Origin of the sequence: Pseudomonas sp. A25(2017) (assembly GCF_002001065.1) — a bacterium.
GTDB classification, from domain to species: Bacteria; Pseudomonadota; Gammaproteobacteria; order Pseudomonadales; family Pseudomonadaceae; genus Aquipseudomonas; species Aquipseudomonas kilonensis.
The window spans coordinates 135,367-153,674 of record NZ_MUOA01000060.1 but is presented as its reverse complement, the minus strand read 5'-3'; the positions used below and the strand labels follow the sequence as shown (position 1 = coordinate 153,674).

Genomic DNA, 18,308 nt, shown 5'->3' with positions numbered 1-18,308 from the left:
GGCGGGTTTTTCGGGGGTGTGCAGAGATTTTGAAAGCTTTCTCTGGACCCTTTGTCTGGCTCCACGACCTGGACTCGAACCAGGGACCCAGTGATTAACAGTCACTTGCTCTACCAACTGAGCTATCGCGGAATGGCGCGTATGTTACTGATTGGAAAAGAGAAGTCAAGCGTCCATTGCCGGACGGCGCATTCCTGGTGCCCTTTGACGGTCAATCAACGATTGGCAGTTACCGCCAGGGCAGGAGAGGACTACCATGGTCATCCGGAAGTGGCAGGACGCGCTGCCGGCCATTCGCCGACATTAAGGTACGCGCCATGAACCACCTGTTACCCCTTCACACTGCCCGCCGCGCCGAGGTGCTCTTGTGAGTACCGCCCAGATCAGCTTGCCCAAGGGCGTGGGGCCTCATGCCGAGAAACTGTACGACGCCATCACCCAGGCCAGCACCGCCGAAGCGTTGAACCGTGCCGGCGGCAAGGCCGAGGGGTTTGTCCTGGGGCTGGAAAGCACCAAGGCGATCAAGAGCCAGGTGGCCGAGTCGTTGTATGTCATTTATGACGATGCGGCTAGCCAGCGGGCGACGGAGTTGTAGCCTCACCGAAAAGTGTTGTGCCTGGTGCTTTTGTGGCCTTGCTTTTGTGGCGAGGGGATTTATCCCCGTTGGGCTGCGTAGCAGCCCCAAGTGGTCGAAGTTAATGAGCCTGTCAAACCGGGTTGCTGATTTCAGGGCTGCTTCGCAGCCCAGCGGGGATAAATCCCCTCGCCACAGGTTGGGGGTCTACCCGACCTGATCGACACACTCAAAAAAAACGGGAAGCCAATGGCTTCCCGTTTTTCATCCAGCGTGAAAGCTTCAGATCACCTGGACGATGGCCTTGGTCACCGCATCGATGTTGTTCTGGTTCAGCGCGGCCACGCAGATGCGACCGGTGTCCAGGGCATAGATGCCGAACTCGGTGCGCAGGCGCGTCACTTGTTCAACGGTCAGGCCGGAGTAGGAGAACATCCCGCTCTGGCGTGCGACGAAGCTGAAGTCGTGATGCGGCGCGGCCTTGGCCAGCATGTCCACCATCTGGACGCGCATGCCGCGAATGCGCAGGCGCATTTCGGCCAGTTCGGCTTCCCACTGGGCCCGTAGCTCCGGGCTGTTGAGCACGGCGGCGACGATGCTGGCGCCGTGGGTCGGCGGGTTGGAGTAGTTGGTGCGGATCACGCGCTTGACCTGGGACAGCACGCGGGCACTTTCTTCTTTCGATTCGCTGACGATCGACAGGGCGCCGACGCGCTCGCCGTACAGCGAGAACGACTTGGAGAACGAGCTGGAGGCAAAGAAGGTCAAGCCCGACTCGGCGAACAGGCGCACGGCCGCCGCGTCTTCGTCGATACCGGTGCCGAAGCCCTGGTAGGCCATGTCCAGGAACGGAACGTGGTTCTTGGCCTTGACCACGGCCAGCACGTTTTTCCAGTCTTCCGGGCTCAGGTCCACGCCGGTCGGGTTGTGGCAGCAGGCGTGCAGTACAACGATCGAGCGGTCGGGCAGGGCGTTGAGGTCTTCCAGCAGGCCGCTGCGGTTCACGTCGTGGGTGGCGGCGTCGTAGTAGCGGTAGTTCTGCACCGGGAAGCCGGCGGTTTCGAACAGGGCGCGGTGGTTTTCCCAGCTTGGGTCGCTGATGGCGACGACGGCGTCAGGCAGCAGTTGCTTGAGGAAGTCGGCACCGATCTTCAGTGCACCGGTGCCGCCCACGGCCTGGGTGGTGATGACGCGACCGGAAGCGATCAGCGGCGAATCCTTGCCGAACAGCAAGGTCTGCACGGCCTGGTCGTAGGCGGCAATGCCGTCGATCGGCAGGTAACCACGGGAAACGTGCTGAGCCACGCGAGCCGTCTCGGCCTCGACAACGGCACGCAGGAGTGGAATACGCCCCTCTTCATTGCAGTAAACACCTACACCCAGGTTGACCTTATTGGTACGGGTGTCGGCGTTGAAAGCTTCGTTGAGGCCCAGGATGGGGTCGCGGGGTGCCAATTCGACAGCGGAAAACAGGCTCATTAGTGCGCGGCTCTGAATGGAGAATGAGGGGACGTGTGGCGCTCCAGCCGAATGCACTAGAGCGGTGCACAAACGGGGAGCTAGTATAGAGGCCATCACCCGGCACGGCGACAGGCGATTCGGTTTTTACGCTAAGTTTTTACGATTTTTTTCGACCGTTAGTCCTCTCGGCGCGTCAAAGTCTTCAAGGCGTGTAGGACGTTCGTCTTGAAAGCGAAGGCATTCACCTCCACATTGTGTGCATTCCAGTTTTTTCCTCGGGCGACATCAGTCGTTTCGGTCTTTCTCGTTCCTGTCGGCTGGCCGACAGGGGTGAATCCAGAGGTTATGTCATGTCTGAATTCCAGCTAGTCACCCGCTTCCAGCCCGCCGGCGATCAGCCGGAAGCCATCCGCCTGATGGTCGAGGGTATCGAGGCCGGGCTGGCGCACCAGACGCTGCTCGGTGTGACCGGCTCAGGCAAGACCTTCAGCATTGCCAACGTGATCGCCCAGATTCAGCGCCCGACCCTGGTACTGGCGCCGAACAAGACCCTGGCGGCGCAGCTGTACGGTGAGTTCAAGGCGTTTTTCCCGAATAACGCCGTGGAGTACTTCGTTTCCTACTACGACTACTACCAGCCCGAGGCCTACGTGCCGTCGTCGGACACCTTCATCGAGAAGGATGCCTCGATCAACGACCACATCGAACAGATGCGACTGTCGGCGACCAAGGCCTTGCTCGAGCGCAAGGACGCGATCATCGTCACCACGGTGTCGTGCATCTACGGCCTGGGCAGCCCGGAAACCTACCTGAAGATGGTGTTGCACGTGGACCGCGGCGACAAACTCGACCAGCGCGCCTTGCTGCGGCGCCTGGCGGACTTGCAGTACACCCGCAACGACATGGATTTCGCCCGGTCGACGTTCCGGGTGCGTGGCGATGTGATCGACATCTACCCGGCGGAATCGGACCTGGAAGCGATCCGCATCGAGCTGTTCGACGATGAAGTGGAGAGTCTCTCGGCGTTCGACCCGCTGACCGGTGAAGTGATCCGCAAGTTGCCGCGCTTCACGTTCTATCCCAAGAGCCACTATGTGACGCCCCGGGAAACCCTGCTGGACGCCATGGAGGGGATCAAGGTCGAGTTGCAGGAGCGCCTGGAATACCTGCGTTCGAACAACAAGCTGGTGGAAGCCCAGCGCCTGGAGCAGCGGACCCGGTTCGACCTGGAGATGATCCTGGAGCTGGGCTACTGCAACGGCATTGAAAACTACTCGCGCTACCTGTCGGGCCGTCCCGCGGGTGCGCCGCCGCCCACGTTGTATGACTACCTGCCGGCCGATGCCTTGCTGGTCATCGACGAATCCCACGTCAGCGTGCCCCAGGTCGGCGCCATGTACAAAGGCGACCGTTCGCGCAAGGAAACCCTGGTGGAGTACGGCTTCCGCCTGCCCTCGGCGCTGGACAACCGACCGATGCGCTTCGACGAATGGGAAAGCGTGAGCCCGCAGACGATTTTTGTCTCGGCCACCCCTGGTAACTACGAGGCCGAGCATGCCGGGCGGGTCATCGAGCAATTGGTGCGGCCGACCGGGCTGGTCGACCCGCAGATTGAAGTGCGTCCGGCGCTGACCCAGGTGGATGATTTGCTCTCGGAAATCACCAAGCGTGTGGCACTGGAAGAGCGGGTGCTGGTCACCACGCTGACCAAGCGCATGGCCGAAGACCTTACCGACTACCTGGCCGACCATGGCGTGCGGGTGCGTTACCTGCACTCGGACATCGACACGGTGGAGCGGGTCGAGATCATCCGCGACCTGCGCCTGGGTACCTTCGACGTGCTGGTGGGCATCAACCTGCTGCGCGAAGGCCTGGACATGCCGGAAGTGTCGCTGGTGGCGATTCTCGACGCCGACAAGGAAGGCTTCCTGCGTTCCGAGCGTTCGTTGATCCAGACCATCGGCCGCGCGGCGCGTAACCTCAATGGCCGGGCGATTCTGTATGCCGACCGCATCACCGGCTCCATGGAGCGGGCCATCGGCGAGACCGAGCGCCGTCGCGACAAGCAGATTGCCTTCAACCTGGCCAACGGCATTACCCCCAAGGGCGTGTTCAAGGACGTCGCCGACATCATGGAAGGCGCCACCGTGCCCGGCTCGCGCAGCAAGAAGCGCAAGGGCATGGCCAAGGCGGCCGAAGAGAGCGCCCGTTACGAGGCCGAACTGCGCTCGCCGAGCGAGATCACCAAGCGCATCCGGCAACTGGAAGAGAAAATGTACCAGCTGGCCCGGGACCTGGAGTTCGAGGCGGCGGCGCAGTTGCGTGATGAGATTGGCAAGTTGCGTGAGCGGTTGCTGACCGTTTGAGTTTTGCGGTGGCTTCAAAGGCCTCTTCGCGAGCAGGCTCGCTCCCACAGGAAACTGAGTCGTCTGGACTGGATGCGGTTTAATGTGGGAGCGAGCCTGCTCGCGATGGGCGCGACTCGGTCTGGCAGGCTCTACTCAAATCAGCCTCTCACTGGAGCCCGCCCGCCATCGCCTGTTACCATTCGCCCCCTGTTCGATCTTCGCTTTTATATTCTTTCCGAGACATGCCATGACCACCGTCCGCACCCGCATCGCGCCTTCGCCCACTGGCGATCCCCATGTCGGCACCGCCTACATCGCTTTGTTCAACTATTGCTTTGCCAAGCAGCATGGCGGCGAGTTCATCCTGCGGATCGAGGACACCGACCAGTTGCGTTCGACCCGCGAGTCCGAACAGCAGATCTTCGACGCCCTGCGCTGGCTGGGGATCGACTGGAGCGAAGGCCCGGACGTCGGCGGCCCGCACGGTCCGTACCGCCAGAGCGAGCGTGGTGACATCTACCAGCAGTATTGCCAGCAACTGGTGGACATGGGCCATGCGTTCCCGTGTTTCTGCACCGCCGAAGAGCTGGACCAGATGCGCGCCGAGCAAATGGCCCGTGGTGAAACCCCGCGCTACGACGGCCGGGCGTTGCTGCTGTCCAAGGAAGAAGTCGCCCGTCGCCTGGCGGCCGGCGAGCCCCATGTGATCCGCATGAAGGTGCCCACCGAAGGCGTCTGCGTGGTGCCGGACATGCTGCGTGGCGATGTCGAGATCCCGTGGGATCGCATGGACATGCAAGTGCTGATGAAGACCGACGGCCTGCCGACGTACTTCCTGGCGAACGTGGTGGACGATCACCTGATGGGCATCACTCACGTGCTGCGCGGTGAAGAATGGCTGCCATCGGCGCCAAAACTGATCCTGCTCTACGAATACTTCGGCTGGGAACAACCACAGTTGTGCTACATGCCGCTGCTGCGTAACCCGGACAAGAGCAAGCTGTCCAAGCGCAAGAACCCGACCTCGGTGACGTTCTACGAGCGCATGGGCTTCATGCCCGAGGCAATGCTCAACTACCTGGGACGCATGGGTTGGTCGATGCCGGACGAGCGCGAGAAGTTCTCGCTGCAGGAAATGGTCGAGCATTTCGATTTGTCGCGGGTGTCCCTGGGTGGGCCGATCTTCGACGTCGAGAAGCTGTCGTGGCTCAACGGCCAGTGGCTGCGCGACCTGCCGGTGGAAGAGTTTGCCGCCCGTGTGCAGAAGTGGGCATTGAACCCAGAGTACATGATGAGGATCGCTCCCCATGTGCAGGGCAGGGTAGAGACCTTCAGCCAGATCGCCCCGCTGGCCGGCTTCTTCTTCGCCGGTGGCGTGACGCCGGATGCGAAGTTGTTCGAATCCAAGAAGCTTTCGGGCGACCAGGTGCGCCAGTTGATGCAACTGATCCTGTGGAAGCTCGAAAGCCTGCGCCAGTGGGAGAAAGACAGCATCACCGCGACCATCCAGGCCGTGGTCGAGTCGCTGGAGTTGAAACTGCGCGATGCCATGCCGCTGATGTTCGCCGCCATTACCGGCCAGGCCAGCTCGGTGTCGGTGCTCGATGCGATGGAAATCCTCGGGCCGGACCTGACCCGTTTCCGCCTGCGCCAGGCCATCGATCTGCTCGGTGGTGTGTCGAAGAAGGAAAACAAGGAGTGGGAAAAACTGCTGGGCGCGATCGCCTAAATGGCCTGTAGGAGCTGTGTAGGAGCTGACGAGCGAAGCGAGGCTGCGATCTTTTGATCTTTCGCTTGAGATTCAAATAGCTGGGGGAAAGATCGCAGCCTCGTTGCACTCGTCAGCTCCTACACAGCTCCTACGGAACAGGCGAGGCCCCAGTTTTATTGGGGAAGGTGGTAAGTGATTGTTATCCCGGCAAAAATTTTTCAAATTTGTTGAAAATAAATTTGACAGCCCTCCGATACGCCCTTAAGATTCGCCCCGTCCTCAGCGATGAGGGGCTATAGCTCAGCTGGGAGAGCGCTTGCATGGCATGCAAGAGGTCGACGGTTCGATCCCGTCTAGCTCCACCAATTTACACTTCAAGGCCTGGCCACACCGGTCTTGAAGCGATCAACACTCAGCGTTGATCAGTTGTACAGAAGGGTTTGCGTCCCCTTCGTCTAGTGGCCTAGGACACCGCCCTTTCACGGCGGTAACAGGGGTTCGAGTCCCCTAGGGGACGCCAGTTTTACAGAAGCGATGTTGCAAGATGTCGCTCCGCCGCGAGGCGAAAAACCTGGGGCTATAGCTCAGCTGGGAGAGCGCTTGCATGGCATGCAAGAGGTCGACGGTTCGATCCCGTCTAGCTCCACCAATTACAGGTTCAAGGTCTGGCCACACCGACTTTGAATCGATCAGTTCTCAGCGCTGATCAAGTCAGAAGGTTTGTGTCCCCTTCGTCTAGTGGCCTAGGACACCGCCCTTTCACGGCGGTAACAGGGGTTCGAGTCCCCTAGGGGACGCCACGATTACCCGCTCTGCGGGATTTTATAAGGGTCATTCAATTCTTGAATGGCCCTTTTGTTTGTCTGGCGTTCGGCCAATTCCCTATCCTTGAAAAAGTCTTCTGACCAGCGGTCAAAATTTCCGCTTGCGGAAAATTATTATAGGAATAATATTTCAATCGTAATATTCGGAGGCGACGATGAGCGATAAAAAGGCACAAACCCGTGAACGCATTCTCAAGGCCGCCAGCGATGCGCTGATCCAGCGTGGGCCGGCTGAGCCGAGCGTGGGCGAGGTGATGGGCGCGGCCGGGCTGACGGTGGGCGGTTTTTATGCCCATTTCGAAAGCAAGGATGCCTTGATGCTGGAGGCATTCAAGCAATTGCTCAATCGGCGCCGCGGCCTGATCGCCGACATGGATGGCGAGCTGACAGGCGAAGAGCGGCGCGCTCTGGTGGCGGCGTTCTATCTGTCCCGCAAGCACCGTGACTCCACCGAACACGCCTGCCCGATCCCTGCGTCGGTCGGCGAGCTCGGCCGGCTGCCGGATGCGTTTCGTGAAGTGCTCAATGAGCATATCGAGTTGATGGTCGCGCAATTGGCGGCCAGCCCGGAGGACGCCGACAAGGCCCTGGCCGACATCGCCTTGATGGTGGGCGGCTTGGCCCTGGCACGAGCCTTGGGCCCTGGAGAGTTATCGGATCGTTTGCTGCGCGCCGCCAAGTCGGCGGTGCGATGAGCTAAGGCGCAAGCCCTGGAGATGAGCGATGAACAGGTTGAGCTGGATTCGTAGCGTCAATGGCACGCTGGGTTGGGTGGCTCCGCGCCTGGTGGCCAAACAGATGCGTTCGCTGTTCATGCGCCCGCGCAACTTGCCGCCGCGGGATTGGGAACTGCCGCTGCTGGCCTCGTCCGAGCGTATCACCTTGCGCTTCGGTCTCTCGGCCTTGCGCTGGGGCAAAGGCCCGGCAGTCTTGCTGATGCATGGCTGGGAAGGGCGGCCGACGCAGTTCGCGGCGCTGATCACGGCCCTGGTGGACGCCGGTTACACGGTGGTGGCGCTGGACGGTCCAGCCCATGGTCGCTCACCGGGTCGCGAGGCGAATGTCCTGTTGTTTGCCAGGGCCATGCTCGAAGCCGCCGCTGAGCTGCCGCCGTTGCAGGCCGTGATCGGGCATTCCATGGGTGGCGCCAGTGCCCTGTTGGCCGTCCAGTTGGGGTTGCGTACCGAGACGCTGGTCAGCATCGCCGCACCCGCCCGCATTCTGGGGGTGCTGCGCGGTTTCTCCCGGATGATGGGCCTGCCGCCCAAGGCGCGTTCGGCGTTCATTCGCCAGGTGGAAAGCGATGTGGGCATGCCCGCTTCGAAGATGGACGTCGCGCATTACCAACTGGACGTGCCGGGGTTGATCGTCCATGCCGAGGACGACACGTCGGTTTCAGTCAAGGAGTCGCAGTTGATCCATGAAGCCTGGTTCGACAGTCGTTTGCTGCGACTGCCACAGGGCGGGCATCAGCGGGTGCTGGCCGATCCTCGTGTCATTGATGGGGTGTTATCACTGCTGGCCGGTCGCAGCCTGCAGGCGCGGCAATCGGCTTGATCTGTGGGAGCAAGGCTTGCCCGCGATGGCGGTCGAGCTAGGATCCGTTACACTGCCCCGATCCAAATTCGACCAGGAGAGGGGCATGGGCTGGGATCGCGCAACACCGTTCATTATTGATCTTCAGGTCAATGCCGAAGACATCGACGGGCTGGGCCACGCCAACAACGCGGTGTACGTTACCTGGCTCGAGCGCTGCGCCTGGCGCCATTCCCAGCGCCTGGGCCTGGATCTGGTGGAATACCGGCGCCTCGACCGGGCCATGGCAGTGGTACGGCATGAAATCGATTACCTGGCGGCCGCCTATGAAGGCGATGAGCTGCAATTGGCGACCTGGATCGTCGACTGGGACCAGCGCCTGAAAATGACCCGGCATTTCCAACTGGTCCGTCCCAGCGACAACACCACGCTGCTGCGGGCCCAGACCACCTTCGTCTGCATCGAATTGTCCACCGGCAGGCCCAAGCGCATGCCGCCGGAATTCATCGAAGGTTATGGTCCCGCGCTGAAGCCATCCGGCATCCTCATCGACTGATCCACCGTCATCGCGAGCAAGCTCGCTCCCACAGGGATTGCTGGTGAATTCCGATGTTGTGGGCAAAATCCGGTAAACTGCCGCACGTTTTTTCGTTTGAGTGTGTGTTTCCATGCAAATTGCCCTGGCGCCCATGGAGGGGTTGGTCGACAACATCCTGCGGGATGTCCTGACCCGTGTTGGCGGGATCGACTGGTGTGTCACCGAGTTCATCCGTGTCAACGACCGTCTGCTCACGCCGGCCTATTTCCATAAGCTCGCCCCTGAACTGCTGACCGGTGCCCAGACGGCTGCCGGTGTGCCGTTGCGGGTGCAGTTGCTCGGTTCCGATCCGGTGTGCCTGGCGGAAAACGCGGCGTTGGCGTGCGAGTTGGGCTCGGAGGTTGTCGACTTGAACTTCGGTTGCCCGGCCAAGACCGTGAACAAATCCCGGGGCGGGGCGGTGTTGCTCAAGGAGCCGGAACTGCTCAACGAAATCGTCGAGCACGTGCGTCGTGCGGTGCCAAAGCACATTCCGGTCACCGCCAAGATGCGCCTGGGTTTCGATAGCCCGGACGGTGCGCTGGTGTGTGCCACGGCACTGGCCGAAGGCGGTGCGGCGCACATCGTGGTGCATGCGCGGACCAAGGTCGATGGCTACAAGCCTCCTGCCCACTGGGAGTGGATTCCCCGGGTGCAGGAAGTGGTCAAGGTGCCGGTGTTCGCCAATGGCGATATCTGGAGCGTTGAGGATTGGCGCCGTTGCCGCGAAATCAGCGGTGTCGAAGACATCATGCTCGGTCGAGGTCTCGTTTCCCGCCCTGACCTGGCCCGGCAGATCGCCGCCGCCCGGGCCGGTGAGGAGGTGGTCGAGATGTCCTGGGCCGAGCTGCAGCCGATGCTCCAGGACTTCTGGGTGCAGGTGGTCGAGCAACTGACACCACGCCAGGCTCCAGGCCGGTTGAAGCAATGGCTGGCGATGCTGACCCGCAATTACCCCGAAGCGGTGGCGCTGTTTACCGCTTTGCGCCGGGAAACCGACCTGGACGCGGTGGGCCATTTGCTGGGTGTGCAGCGCACCGAAGCGGCCTGAAAAAATTTCAGAAAAAGCTCTTGAAAAGTTTTTGGCGGTCCCTAGATAGGGATTACGCGATGCCGAATTCGGGTCGCGGAGACAAAAAAACTTGCTGATTTTTTCAGGAGATTTGAATCATGAGTACTGCATTTTCGCTGGCCCCGCTGTTCCGTTCCTCGGTAGGTTTCGATCGTTTCAACGACTTGTTCGAAACCGCCCTGCGCAACGAACCGGGTAGCAGCTATCCACCCTACAACGTGGAAAAACATGGTGATGACGAGTACCGCATTGTGGTCGCCACCGCCGGGTTCCAGGAAGAAGACCTGGACCTGCAAGTGGAAAAAGGTGTGCTGACCATCAGTGGCGGCAAACGTGAAGCCAGTAACGACAGCGTCACCTACCTGCACCAGGGCATCGCCCAGCGTGCGTTCAAGCTGTCCTTCCGGTTGGCCGATCATATCGAGATCAAGTCCGCCGGCCTGAGCAACGGTCTGTTGAGCATCGACCTGCTGCGGGTGATCCCGGAAGAGGCCAAGGCCAAGCGCATCCCGATCAACGGAGCGCAGCAACAACCCGCGCTGCAAAACTGATGCAGCGCAAATGAAGAAGGGCGCCAAATGGCGCCCTTTTTCATTTTTTGGATATCAGTGGAAGATTTATGTGGCGAGGGGACTGTGGGAGCAAGGCTTGCCCGCGATAAAAGCGATGCGGTCCTTCAGAAACCGAGTCACCTGCAGTCGCGAGCAAGCTTTGCTCCCACATAAAACCCCCTCGCCACAAAAGCCTCGTGCCTGGCTGCACAGGCTAGGGCAACAACCGCTCAAACGCCTCCAGCGGCAACGGCCGGCTATGCAAATAACCCTGGTACAGATGGCAATCGAGCCCTTGAAGAAATTGCAATTGCTCCAGGGTCTCCACGCCTTCGGCAATCATGATCAGGTTGAGGCTACGAGCCATGGCGACGATGGCGCGGATGATTTCGGCGTCGTTGGGGTCGCTGGTGGCGTCGCGCACGAATGACTGGTCGATTTTCAGCGTGTCCACCGGCAGGCGCTTGAGGTAGGTCAGCGACGAATAACCGGTGCCGAAATCATCCATGGCAAAGCTCACCCCCAGTTTCTTGAGCCGGCGCATCTTGGCGATGGTGTCGTCCAGGTTCTGGATCACGATGCCTTCGGTGATCTCCAGTTTCAGCAGGGAGAAGGGCAGGCCGTGAGAGAGGAGACTGTTTTCGATGCGTTCGACAAAGTCGCTCTGGCGGAATTGCCGTGGGCTGATGTTCACGCACAGGCTGAATTGCTGGGGATCGATCTTGCCCTTGGCGATCAGTTGCTTGAAGCCGTCGCAAGCTTCATCGAGGATCCAGGTCCCGACTTCCAGGATCAGGCCACTGTCCTCCAGCACTTTGATGAATTCGTTGGGCGATTGGGCGCCCAGGTCCGGGTGATGCCAGCGCACCAGGGCTTCGGCGCCGATGATGCGGTTGTCCCGGGCATCGACCTGGGGCTGGAAATGCACGCTGAACTCGCCACGGGCCAGGGCCAGGCGCAGATCGGTCTCCATGCGCAGCCGTTCGCTGGCGGCTTTTTGCATGGTGGTGTGAAACATCTGCGAGGTGTTGCGCCCTGAGTCCTTGGCGCGGTACAGCGCAATGTCGGCGCGCTTTAGCAAATCGGTGGGTGTGGAGCCGTGGTCGGGAATCAGCGCGATACCGATGCTCGGCGTGACCTGCAGGCGCTGGCCATCGAGAAACATCGGCTCCGAAAGCAGTTCGCGCAGGGTGTCGGCCAGGGTCCGCACTTGCTCGCTGACTTCGTTGCGCGAGCCTTCCAGGCCGCTGAGCAGCACCACGAATTCGTCGCCACCCAGCCGCGCTACGGTGTCTTCCAGGCGCACGCTGGCTTCGAGGCGCGCGGTGATGATCTTCAGCACGGTGTCGCCCACCGGGTGACCGAGGGAGTCGTTGATGTGCTTGAAGTGATCCAGGTCGAGAAACAGCAGGGCGCCGCGCAAGTTGTGGCGCTTGAGCAGGGCGATCTGCTGGCTCAGCCGGTCCATTAGCAAGGCGCGGTTGGGCAGGTTGGTCAGCGAGTCGTGGTAGGCCAGGTGGCGGATCTGGGCTTCGGCATTGCGCAGCAGGCTCACATCCCGGGCGGTCAGCAGCAGGCACGCCGTTTCATTGAGGGTGATGGGCTCGACCGAGACCTCCACCGTCAGGATTTCCCCCTGTTTATTGCGCCCGAGCATCTCCTGGTGGACTACGCGGCCCTTGAGTTTCAGCTCGGCCAGCAAGGCGGCTCGCTGTTTTTCTTCGGCCCAGATCCCCACTTCGTAGACCGTGTGCCCGATCACTTCGTCGGCGCGGTAGCCGGTCAGCCGGCAGAAGCCGTCGTTGACCTCAAGGTAGCGACCGCTTTCGAGTTCGGTGATGGTGATGGCGTCGGGGCTGGAATGAAACGCCTTGGCGAATTTCTCTTCGCTGGCCTTGAGGGCGGCTTCGGAGCGTTGTTGCTGGGTGATGTCGCGCAAGGTCGTGACGATGCAGGGCTGGTTGCCGACGTTGATTTGCCGGCTGGAAATCACACAGGTCAGCGGCTGGCCGTTCTTATGGTGAACGACGATGGCGACATTGTTCAGTGATTGTTCGCGGATCACCCGTTCGATGCGTTGCAGGCTGCTGCCCGAGGCGTCCCAGAGGCCGATTTCGTCAGCGTCGAGGCCGATTACGTCGCTGGCGGTCCAGCCGAAGGTCTGAGTGAAACTGGAGTTGATCTCCAGGAACCGGCCGCTGTCCAGGTGGGTGACGCAGATCGGGTCGGGGCTGACCTGGAACAGCGTGGCGAATTTTTCTTCCGAGGCGGCCAGGCTCTGTTCGCGCTCCACCTGGTCGGTGATGTCGAGCAAGGTGCCGGCCATGCGCAAGGGGCTGCCGTCGTCGTTGCGGTAGAGGCGGGCGCGGCTTTCCAGGTAGCGCGAGCTGCCGTCCGGCAGTTGCACGCGGTAGGTCAACTGATAGTTGCCCGCCGGACCTTCGCGCAGGCTGCGATAGGCGTTGCGCATGTTGTTGCGCTCTTCCATGGGGACGCCTTCGAAAAACGCATCGAACGATTCGTGGAACGGCTTGGGCTCCAGGCCATGGAGCTGCGCGGCCCGGGCCGAGCCGTAGAGCATGCCGCTGGGAATGTGCCAGTCCCAGGTGCCCAGTTGCGCCGAGTCGAGGGCCAGGTCCAGGCGTTCCTGGCTGTCCTTGAGGGCCTGTTCGGCGAGTTTGCGCTCGGTGGTGTCGAGAAAGGCGCTCAACAGGTAGGGTTGGCCCTCCAGCTCGACTTTCTGCGCGCTGAGTAGGCCGGTGTGGATCTGGCCATTGCTCGCCCGCAGTTCCACCTCCATGCTCGCCAGTTCGCCCTTGGCCTTGATGGCTTCCAGCAGTTTTGCCCGTTGTCCGGGGTCAACCCACAAGCCCAGTTCCAGGGTGGTGCGGCCGATCACATCGTGCAGCGGCCAGCCGAACAGGCTTCCGAAATACTGGTTGGCCTCGCTGATCAGCCCGTCCTCCTGGCGGGTCAGCAAAACCATGTTCGGGCACAGGTGAAAGAGCGTGGCGAAGCGTTTTTCCGAGCTGCGCAGCGCCTGTTCCCGCTCGCGCTGATGGGTGATCTCGCGGATCACCCCGATCATGCGTGGGCGACCGTGCTTGTCGGGCAGCACGCTGCCGCTGATCTCCAGCCAATGCAGGCTGCCATCGGGCCAGACGATGCGGTGGTGCATGGCCTGTTCCAGCGGCGCCCCGGCCACTGCCGCGTGAAAGGCGCGCATGGCCCGGTCCCGGTCTTCGGGCAGCAACAGGTCCAGATAATCCACATCCGCTGGCAATGGCTGGCGCGGATCGAAGCCGAACAGTGCCTGGGTGCCCCGGGACCAACTGATCTTCCCAGTCTCGATGTCCCACGACCAGGCCCCCAGTCGCGCACCGTTCAGGGCGGCCAACAACTGCGGCGCGCTGTCCCAGCTTTGCTCGGACCGTTTCGGGTCGAGCGCTTGGATGCGTGGCAAGGGCGGGAGGTGGTCAGCGGGTTTGGGCATTATCTAGCGAGCCTTGAGCGGGTTAGGGCATAAAGCACAGGCGTCAGGCCCTACAGGCGCGGCACAACCTATGCCCTTGTCCCTGGCAAATCGATTTGTGCGTCCAGTAAGGCCATGAAAGCCCGTGCGGCGTTCGACAGCGTCCGTTCGGTGTGCAAGATATAGCCTAGCTGGCGACTGAGTTGTATGCCCGGCAAAGGAATGCGCGCCACCTGTTCGTCGAGCATGGTGCGCGGCAAAACGCTCCAGGCCAGGCCGATGGAGACCATCATTTTTATGGTTTCCAGGTAATTCGTGCTCATGGCGATGTTCGGCGTCAGGCCCTGGGCTTCGAACAGCCGTCGCACGATGTGATGGGTAAACGTGTTGCCCCCCGGGAAAACCGCCGGATGCAAGGCAATGTCCGCCAGGCTGACCGCGCCGTTTTCCAGCAGCGCATGCTCCGGGGCGACCACGAAATCCAGGGGGTCGTCCCACACCGGCGTGGCCCGTACCAACGTGTGGGGTTCGGGGGCGAGGGTGATGACGGCCAGTTCCGCCCGGCCATGGAGGATTTCTTCGTAGGCCACTTCCGAATCCAGGAACTGGATATCCAGCGCCACCTGGGGGTAGCGTCGGGTGAACTCCCGCAATAGCGGTGGCAGGCGGTGCAGGCCGATGTGGTGGCTGGTGGCGAGCGTCAGGCGCCCGGTCACTTCGCCGCTCAGGTTGGTCAGGGCGCGGCGGGTGTCGTCCAGCACGTTGAGGATCTGATAGGCCCGTGGCAACAGGGCTCGGCCGGCTTCGGTCAGGCCCACTTCACGGCCCAGGCGATCGAACAGGCGCACCTTGAGCTGTTGCTCGAGGCCGGCAATGCGCTTGCTGATGGCTGGCTGGGTCAGGTGCAGGCGTTCGCCGGCGCCGGAGAAACTGCCCGTCTCGGCGATGGCTATAAAGGCATTGAGGTTGGCGAGGTCCATGGCGGTTTCGGTCGAATTCCAGTTGGTTATGCAAAGTATGAAAAATATGAATTTGAGTTATTTAATGTAACCCCATAGGATCAGCCTCACAAGCCAAGGGGTTATTGATTCGGTCAAGGCCCGGGGCATAGAAACAAGCTGATGAGGAACCGTCTGATGGCCGGCAAAACGCTCTACGACAAGCTCTGGGATTCGCATTTGGTCAAGCAGCGCGACGATGGCTCGGCGCTGATCTACATCGATCGTCACATCATCCACGAAGTGACTTCGCCGCAAGCCTTCGAAGGCCTGCGCCTGGCCGGGCGCAAGCCGTGGCGTATCGATGCCAACATCGCGACCCCGGACCACAACGTACCGACCACCCCGGAGCGCAAGGGCGGCATCGAAGCCATTGCCGACCAGGTCTCGCGCTTGCAGGTCCAGACCCTCGACGATAACTGTGACGAATACGGCATCGTCGAATTCAAGATGAACGATGTGCGCCAAGGCATCGTCCACGTCATTGGCCCGGAGCAGGGCGCGACCTTGCCCGGCATGACCGTGGTCTGCGGCGACTCGCACACCTCGACCCACGGTGCTTTCGGGGCCCTGGCCCATGGCATCGGCACCTCCGAGGTGGAGCATGTGCTCGCCACCCAGTGCCTGGTCGCCAAGAAAATGAAAAACATGCTGGTGCGCGTCGAAGGCAAGTTGCCGTTCGGCGTGACCGCCAAGGACATCGTCCTGGCGGTGATCGGCAAGATCGGCACCGCCGGCGGTAACGGCCATGCCATCGAGTTCGCTGGCAGCGCGATCCGCGACTTGTCCGTCGAAGGCCGCATGACCATCTGCAACATGTCCATCGAGGCCGGTGCCCGCGTTGGCCTGGTGGCCGCCGATGAAAAAACCGTGGAGTACGTCAAGGGCCGTCCGTTCTCGCCAAAAGGCGTGGAATGGGACATGGCGGTCGAGGCCTGGAAAGACCTGGTGTCGGACGCCGATGCCAAGTTCGACACCGTGGTCGAGCTCGACGCTACGCAGATCAAGCCGCAAGTCAGCTGGGGCACTTCGCCTGAGATGGTGTTGGCGGTGGACCAGAACGTACCGGATCCGGCCAAGGAAATGGACCTGGTCAAGCGCGACTCCATCGTCCGAGCCTTGAAGTACATGGGCTTGAGCGCCAACCAGGCGATCACTGACATTCAGCTTGACCGTGTGTTCATCGGTTCCTGCACCAACTCGCGGATCGAAGACCTGCGCGCCGCTGCGGTGATCGCCAAGGGGCGCAAGGTTGCTTCGACCATCAAGCAAGCCATCGTGGTGCCGGGCTCGGGCCTGGTGAAGGCCCAGGCGGAAGCGGAAGGGCTGGACAAGATTTTCCTCGAAGCCGGTTTCGAATGGCGTGAGCCGGGGTGCTCGATGTGCCTGGCGATGAACCCGGACCGTTTGGAGTCGGGCGAGCATTGCGCCTCCACCTCCAACCGTAACTTCGAAGGCCGTCAGGGCGCCGGTGGCCGTACGCACCTGGTGAGCCCGGCCATGGCCGCGGCGGCGGCTGTCAACGGCCGTTTCGTCGATGTCCGCGAATTGATCTGAAGGAGCGCAGCATGAAAGCTTTTACCCAGCACACCGGTCTTGTCGCGCCTTTGGATCGTGCCAACGTCGACACCGACCAGATCATTCCCAAGCAGTTCTTGAAGTCCATCAAGCGCACCGGTTTCGGCCCGAACCTGTTCGACGAATGGCGTTACCTGGATGTCGGCCAGCCGTACCAGGACAACTCCAAGCGGCCGTTGAACAAGGACTTCGTGCTCAACGCCGAGCGTTACCAAGGCGCCAGCGTGTTGCTGGCCCGTGAGAACTTCGGCTGCGGCTCGAGCCGCGAGCACGCGCCATGGGCCCTGGAAGAGTACGGTTTCCGCAGCATCATTGCGCCGAGCTATGCCGACATCTTCTTCAACAACAGCTTCAAGAACGGCTTGCTGCCGATCATCCTCAGCGATGCTGACGTGGATGAGCTGTTCCAGCAGGTCGAGGCCAACCCCGGCTATCAACTGCAGGTCGACCTGGCCGCCCAGACCGTGACCCGTCCCGACGGCAAGGTGCTGGGTTTCGAGATCGACGCGTTCCGCAAGCATTGCCTGCTCAATGGCCTGGACGATATCGGCCTGACCTTGCAGGACGGCGAGGCGATTGCCGCGTTCGAGGCCAAGCACCGGGCGAGCCAGCCTTGGTTGTTTCGCGATGCTTGATTGATCTGAAATTGATGTAGTCAGTGCTGGCCTCTCGCGAGCAGGCTCGCTCCCACACTGGATTTGCGGCGTTCACAAAACCCCTTGTGGGAGCGGGCTTGCTCGCGAAGACGGCGGCACTGGCAATACAAAGCTAGACCTAAAAAGGAAGTCCCCATGACCAGCACCGCCCACAGTCAGGTTGTACAAAAGCAATTCGGTGAACAGGCCTCGGCCTATCTGAGCAGTGCCGTGCACGCCCAGGGCGCTGAATTCGCGCTGCTACAGGCTGCATTGGCCGGTCGTGGCGATGCCCGGGTGCTGGACCTGGGGTGTGGCGCCGGCCATGTGAGTTTCCACGTGGCGCCGCTGGCCGGTGAAGTGGTGGCCTATGATTTGTCCCAGCAAATGCTCGACGTGGTCGCCACGGCGGCTGCCGAGCGTGGCCTGGGCAATATCAGCACGGTATGCGGCGCCGCTGAGCGCTTGCCGTTCGCCGACGCTGAGTTCGACTTCGTGTTCAGCCGCTATTCGGCGCATCATTGGAGCGACCTGGGCCTGGCGTTGCGGGAAGTGCGCCGGGTGCTCAAGCCGGGCGGGGTGATGGCGTTCATCGACATCCTGTCGCCAGGCACGCCATTGCTGGACACCTACCTGCAAAGCATCGAAGTGCTGCGCGACACCAGCCACGTGCGCGATTATTCTGCCGGCGAGTGGTTGCGCCAGGTCAGCGAAGCGGGGTTGCACACCCGCAGCACCTCGCGCCAGCGCCTGCGCCTGGAATATCGCTCCTGGGTCGAGCGCATGCGCACCCCCGAGGTGATGCGGGCGGCGATTCTCCAGCTGCAGCGTTCGATGGGCGATGAAGTGCGTGAATATTTTGAGATTGAGGCCGATGGTTCGTTCAGTACAGATGTACTGGTGCTGTGGGCCGAGCGATAGCATTTTTCCCGGCCAGGCGTTGGGTACGAAGCCCAGGCATGTGCCGACAG

14 protein-coding genes and 5 tRNA genes are annotated in these 18,308 nt (G+C 61.5%); 15 read left to right on the top strand and 4 right to left on the bottom strand.

All coding sequences use genetic code 11. The features are described from left to right. Positions 1–56: 56 nt before the first annotated feature. Positions 57–132: transfer RNA gene (locus B0E42_RS13505), tRNA-Asn, on the bottom strand. A gap of 235 nt (positions 133–367) precedes the next feature. Here B0E42_RS13505 and B0E42_RS13500 point away from each other — a divergent pair. Beyond that, complete coding sequence (locus B0E42_RS13500) at positions 368–595, top strand: hypothetical protein (RefSeq protein WP_014337443.1); 228 nt, start codon at positions 368–370, stop codon at positions 593–595. A 261-nt stretch (positions 596–856) separates the two neighbouring features. On the opposite strand, the gene B0E42_RS13495 is transcribed toward B0E42_RS13500, so the two are convergent. Further along, positions 857–2,053, bottom strand: a complete 1,197-nt coding sequence (locus B0E42_RS13495; protein WP_018612407.1) for an amino acid aminotransferase — start codon at positions 2,051–2,053, stop codon at positions 857–859. A 332-nt stretch (positions 2,054–2,385) separates the two neighbouring features. Here B0E42_RS13495 and uvrB point away from each other — a divergent pair, with 332 nt between their 5' ends. From uvrB to B0E42_RS13440, 11 genes are all read left to right on the top strand, one after another. After that, positions 2,386–4,401 carry an excinuclease ABC subunit UvrB gene (gene uvrB / locus B0E42_RS13490; protein WP_053180675.1) on the top strand — a complete coding sequence of 672 codons (2,016 nt, stop codon included), beginning with the start codon at positions 2,386–2,388 and terminating at the stop codon, positions 4,399–4,401. 229 nt (positions 4,402–4,630) lie between these two features. After that, positions 4,631–6,112: a glutamate--tRNA ligase gene (gltX, locus tag B0E42_RS13485; protein WP_077506623.1), complete on the top strand. Its 1,482-nt coding sequence runs from the start codon at positions 4,631–4,633 to the stop codon at positions 6,110–6,112. A gap of 271 nt (positions 6,113–6,383) precedes the next feature. Then, positions 6,384–6,459, top strand: a tRNA-Ala gene (locus tag B0E42_RS13480). Between the two features lie 79 nt (positions 6,460–6,538). Next, positions 6,539–6,614: transfer RNA gene (locus B0E42_RS13475), tRNA-Glu, on the top strand. A 53-nt stretch (positions 6,615–6,667) separates the two neighbouring features. After that, positions 6,668–6,743: transfer RNA gene (locus tag B0E42_RS13470), tRNA-Ala, on the top strand. Positions 6,744–6,818: 75 nt separating this feature from the next. Then, positions 6,819–6,894 (top strand) — tRNA-Glu (locus B0E42_RS13465). Positions 6,895–7,073: 179 nt separating this feature from the next. Further along, positions 7,074–7,613, top strand: a complete 540-nt coding sequence (locus B0E42_RS13460) for a TetR/AcrR family transcriptional regulator (protein WP_003203880.1) — start codon at positions 7,074–7,076, stop codon at positions 7,611–7,613. A gap of 28 nt (positions 7,614–7,641) precedes the next feature. Further along, positions 7,642–8,475, top strand: a complete 834-nt coding sequence (locus B0E42_RS13455) for an alpha/beta fold hydrolase (RefSeq protein WP_014337447.1) — start codon at positions 7,642–7,644, stop codon at positions 8,473–8,475. 85 nt (positions 8,476–8,560) lie between these two features. Then, positions 8,561–9,010, top strand: a complete 450-nt coding sequence (locus B0E42_RS13450; protein ID WP_018612412.1) for a thioesterase family protein — start codon at positions 8,561–8,563, stop codon at positions 9,008–9,010. A 112-nt stretch (positions 9,011–9,122) separates the two neighbouring features. Next, positions 9,123–10,082 carry a tRNA-dihydrouridine synthase gene (locus B0E42_RS13445; protein ID WP_018612414.1) on the top strand — a complete coding sequence of 320 codons (960 nt, stop codon included), beginning with the start codon at positions 9,123–9,125 and terminating at the stop codon, positions 10,080–10,082. A 119-nt stretch (positions 10,083–10,201) separates the two neighbouring features. Then, on the top strand, positions 10,202–10,654 hold the full coding sequence (locus B0E42_RS13440; RefSeq protein WP_018612416.1) for an Hsp20 family protein: 453 nt from the start codon (positions 10,202–10,204) through the stop codon (positions 10,652–10,654). 214 nt (positions 10,655–10,868) lie between these two features. On the opposite strand, the gene B0E42_RS13435 is transcribed toward B0E42_RS13440, so the two are convergent. Both B0E42_RS13435 and B0E42_RS13430 read right to left on the bottom strand, forming a co-directional pair. Continuing rightward, positions 10,869–14,147 carry an EAL domain-containing protein gene (locus B0E42_RS13435; protein WP_077506622.1) on the bottom strand — a complete coding sequence of 1,093 codons (3,279 nt, stop codon included), beginning with the start codon at positions 14,145–14,147 and terminating at the stop codon, positions 10,869–10,871. A gap of 68 nt (positions 14,148–14,215) precedes the next feature. Then, entirely contained in the window at positions 14,216–15,106 is an 891-nt protein-coding gene (locus tag B0E42_RS13430; protein WP_003203868.1) for a LysR family transcriptional regulator, read from the bottom strand. Between the two features lie 156 nt (positions 15,107–15,262). Between B0E42_RS13430 and leuC the strand changes: the two genes are divergently transcribed. The 3 genes from leuC to B0E42_RS13415 all read left to right on the top strand — a co-directional run bounded on the left by leuC (position 15,263) and on the right by B0E42_RS13415 (position 18,258). Beyond that, on the top strand, positions 15,263–16,681 hold the full coding sequence (gene leuC, locus B0E42_RS13425) for a 3-isopropylmalate dehydratase large subunit (protein ID WP_018612421.1): 1,419 nt from the start codon (positions 15,263–15,265) through the stop codon (positions 16,679–16,681). 11 nt (positions 16,682–16,692) lie between these two features. Beyond that, the gene (gene leuD / locus B0E42_RS13420) at positions 16,693–17,337 is read left to right on the top strand and encodes a 3-isopropylmalate dehydratase small subunit (RefSeq protein ID WP_018612423.1); all 645 of its coding nucleotides are present in this window, start codon (positions 16,693–16,695) and stop codon (positions 17,335–17,337) included. A gap of 156 nt (positions 17,338–17,493) precedes the next feature. Then, the gene (locus B0E42_RS13415; protein WP_018612425.1) at positions 17,494–18,258 is read left to right on the top strand and encodes a class I SAM-dependent methyltransferase; all 765 of its coding nucleotides are present in this window, start codon (positions 17,494–17,496) and stop codon (positions 18,256–18,258) included. Positions 18,259–18,308 lie beyond the last annotated feature (50 nt).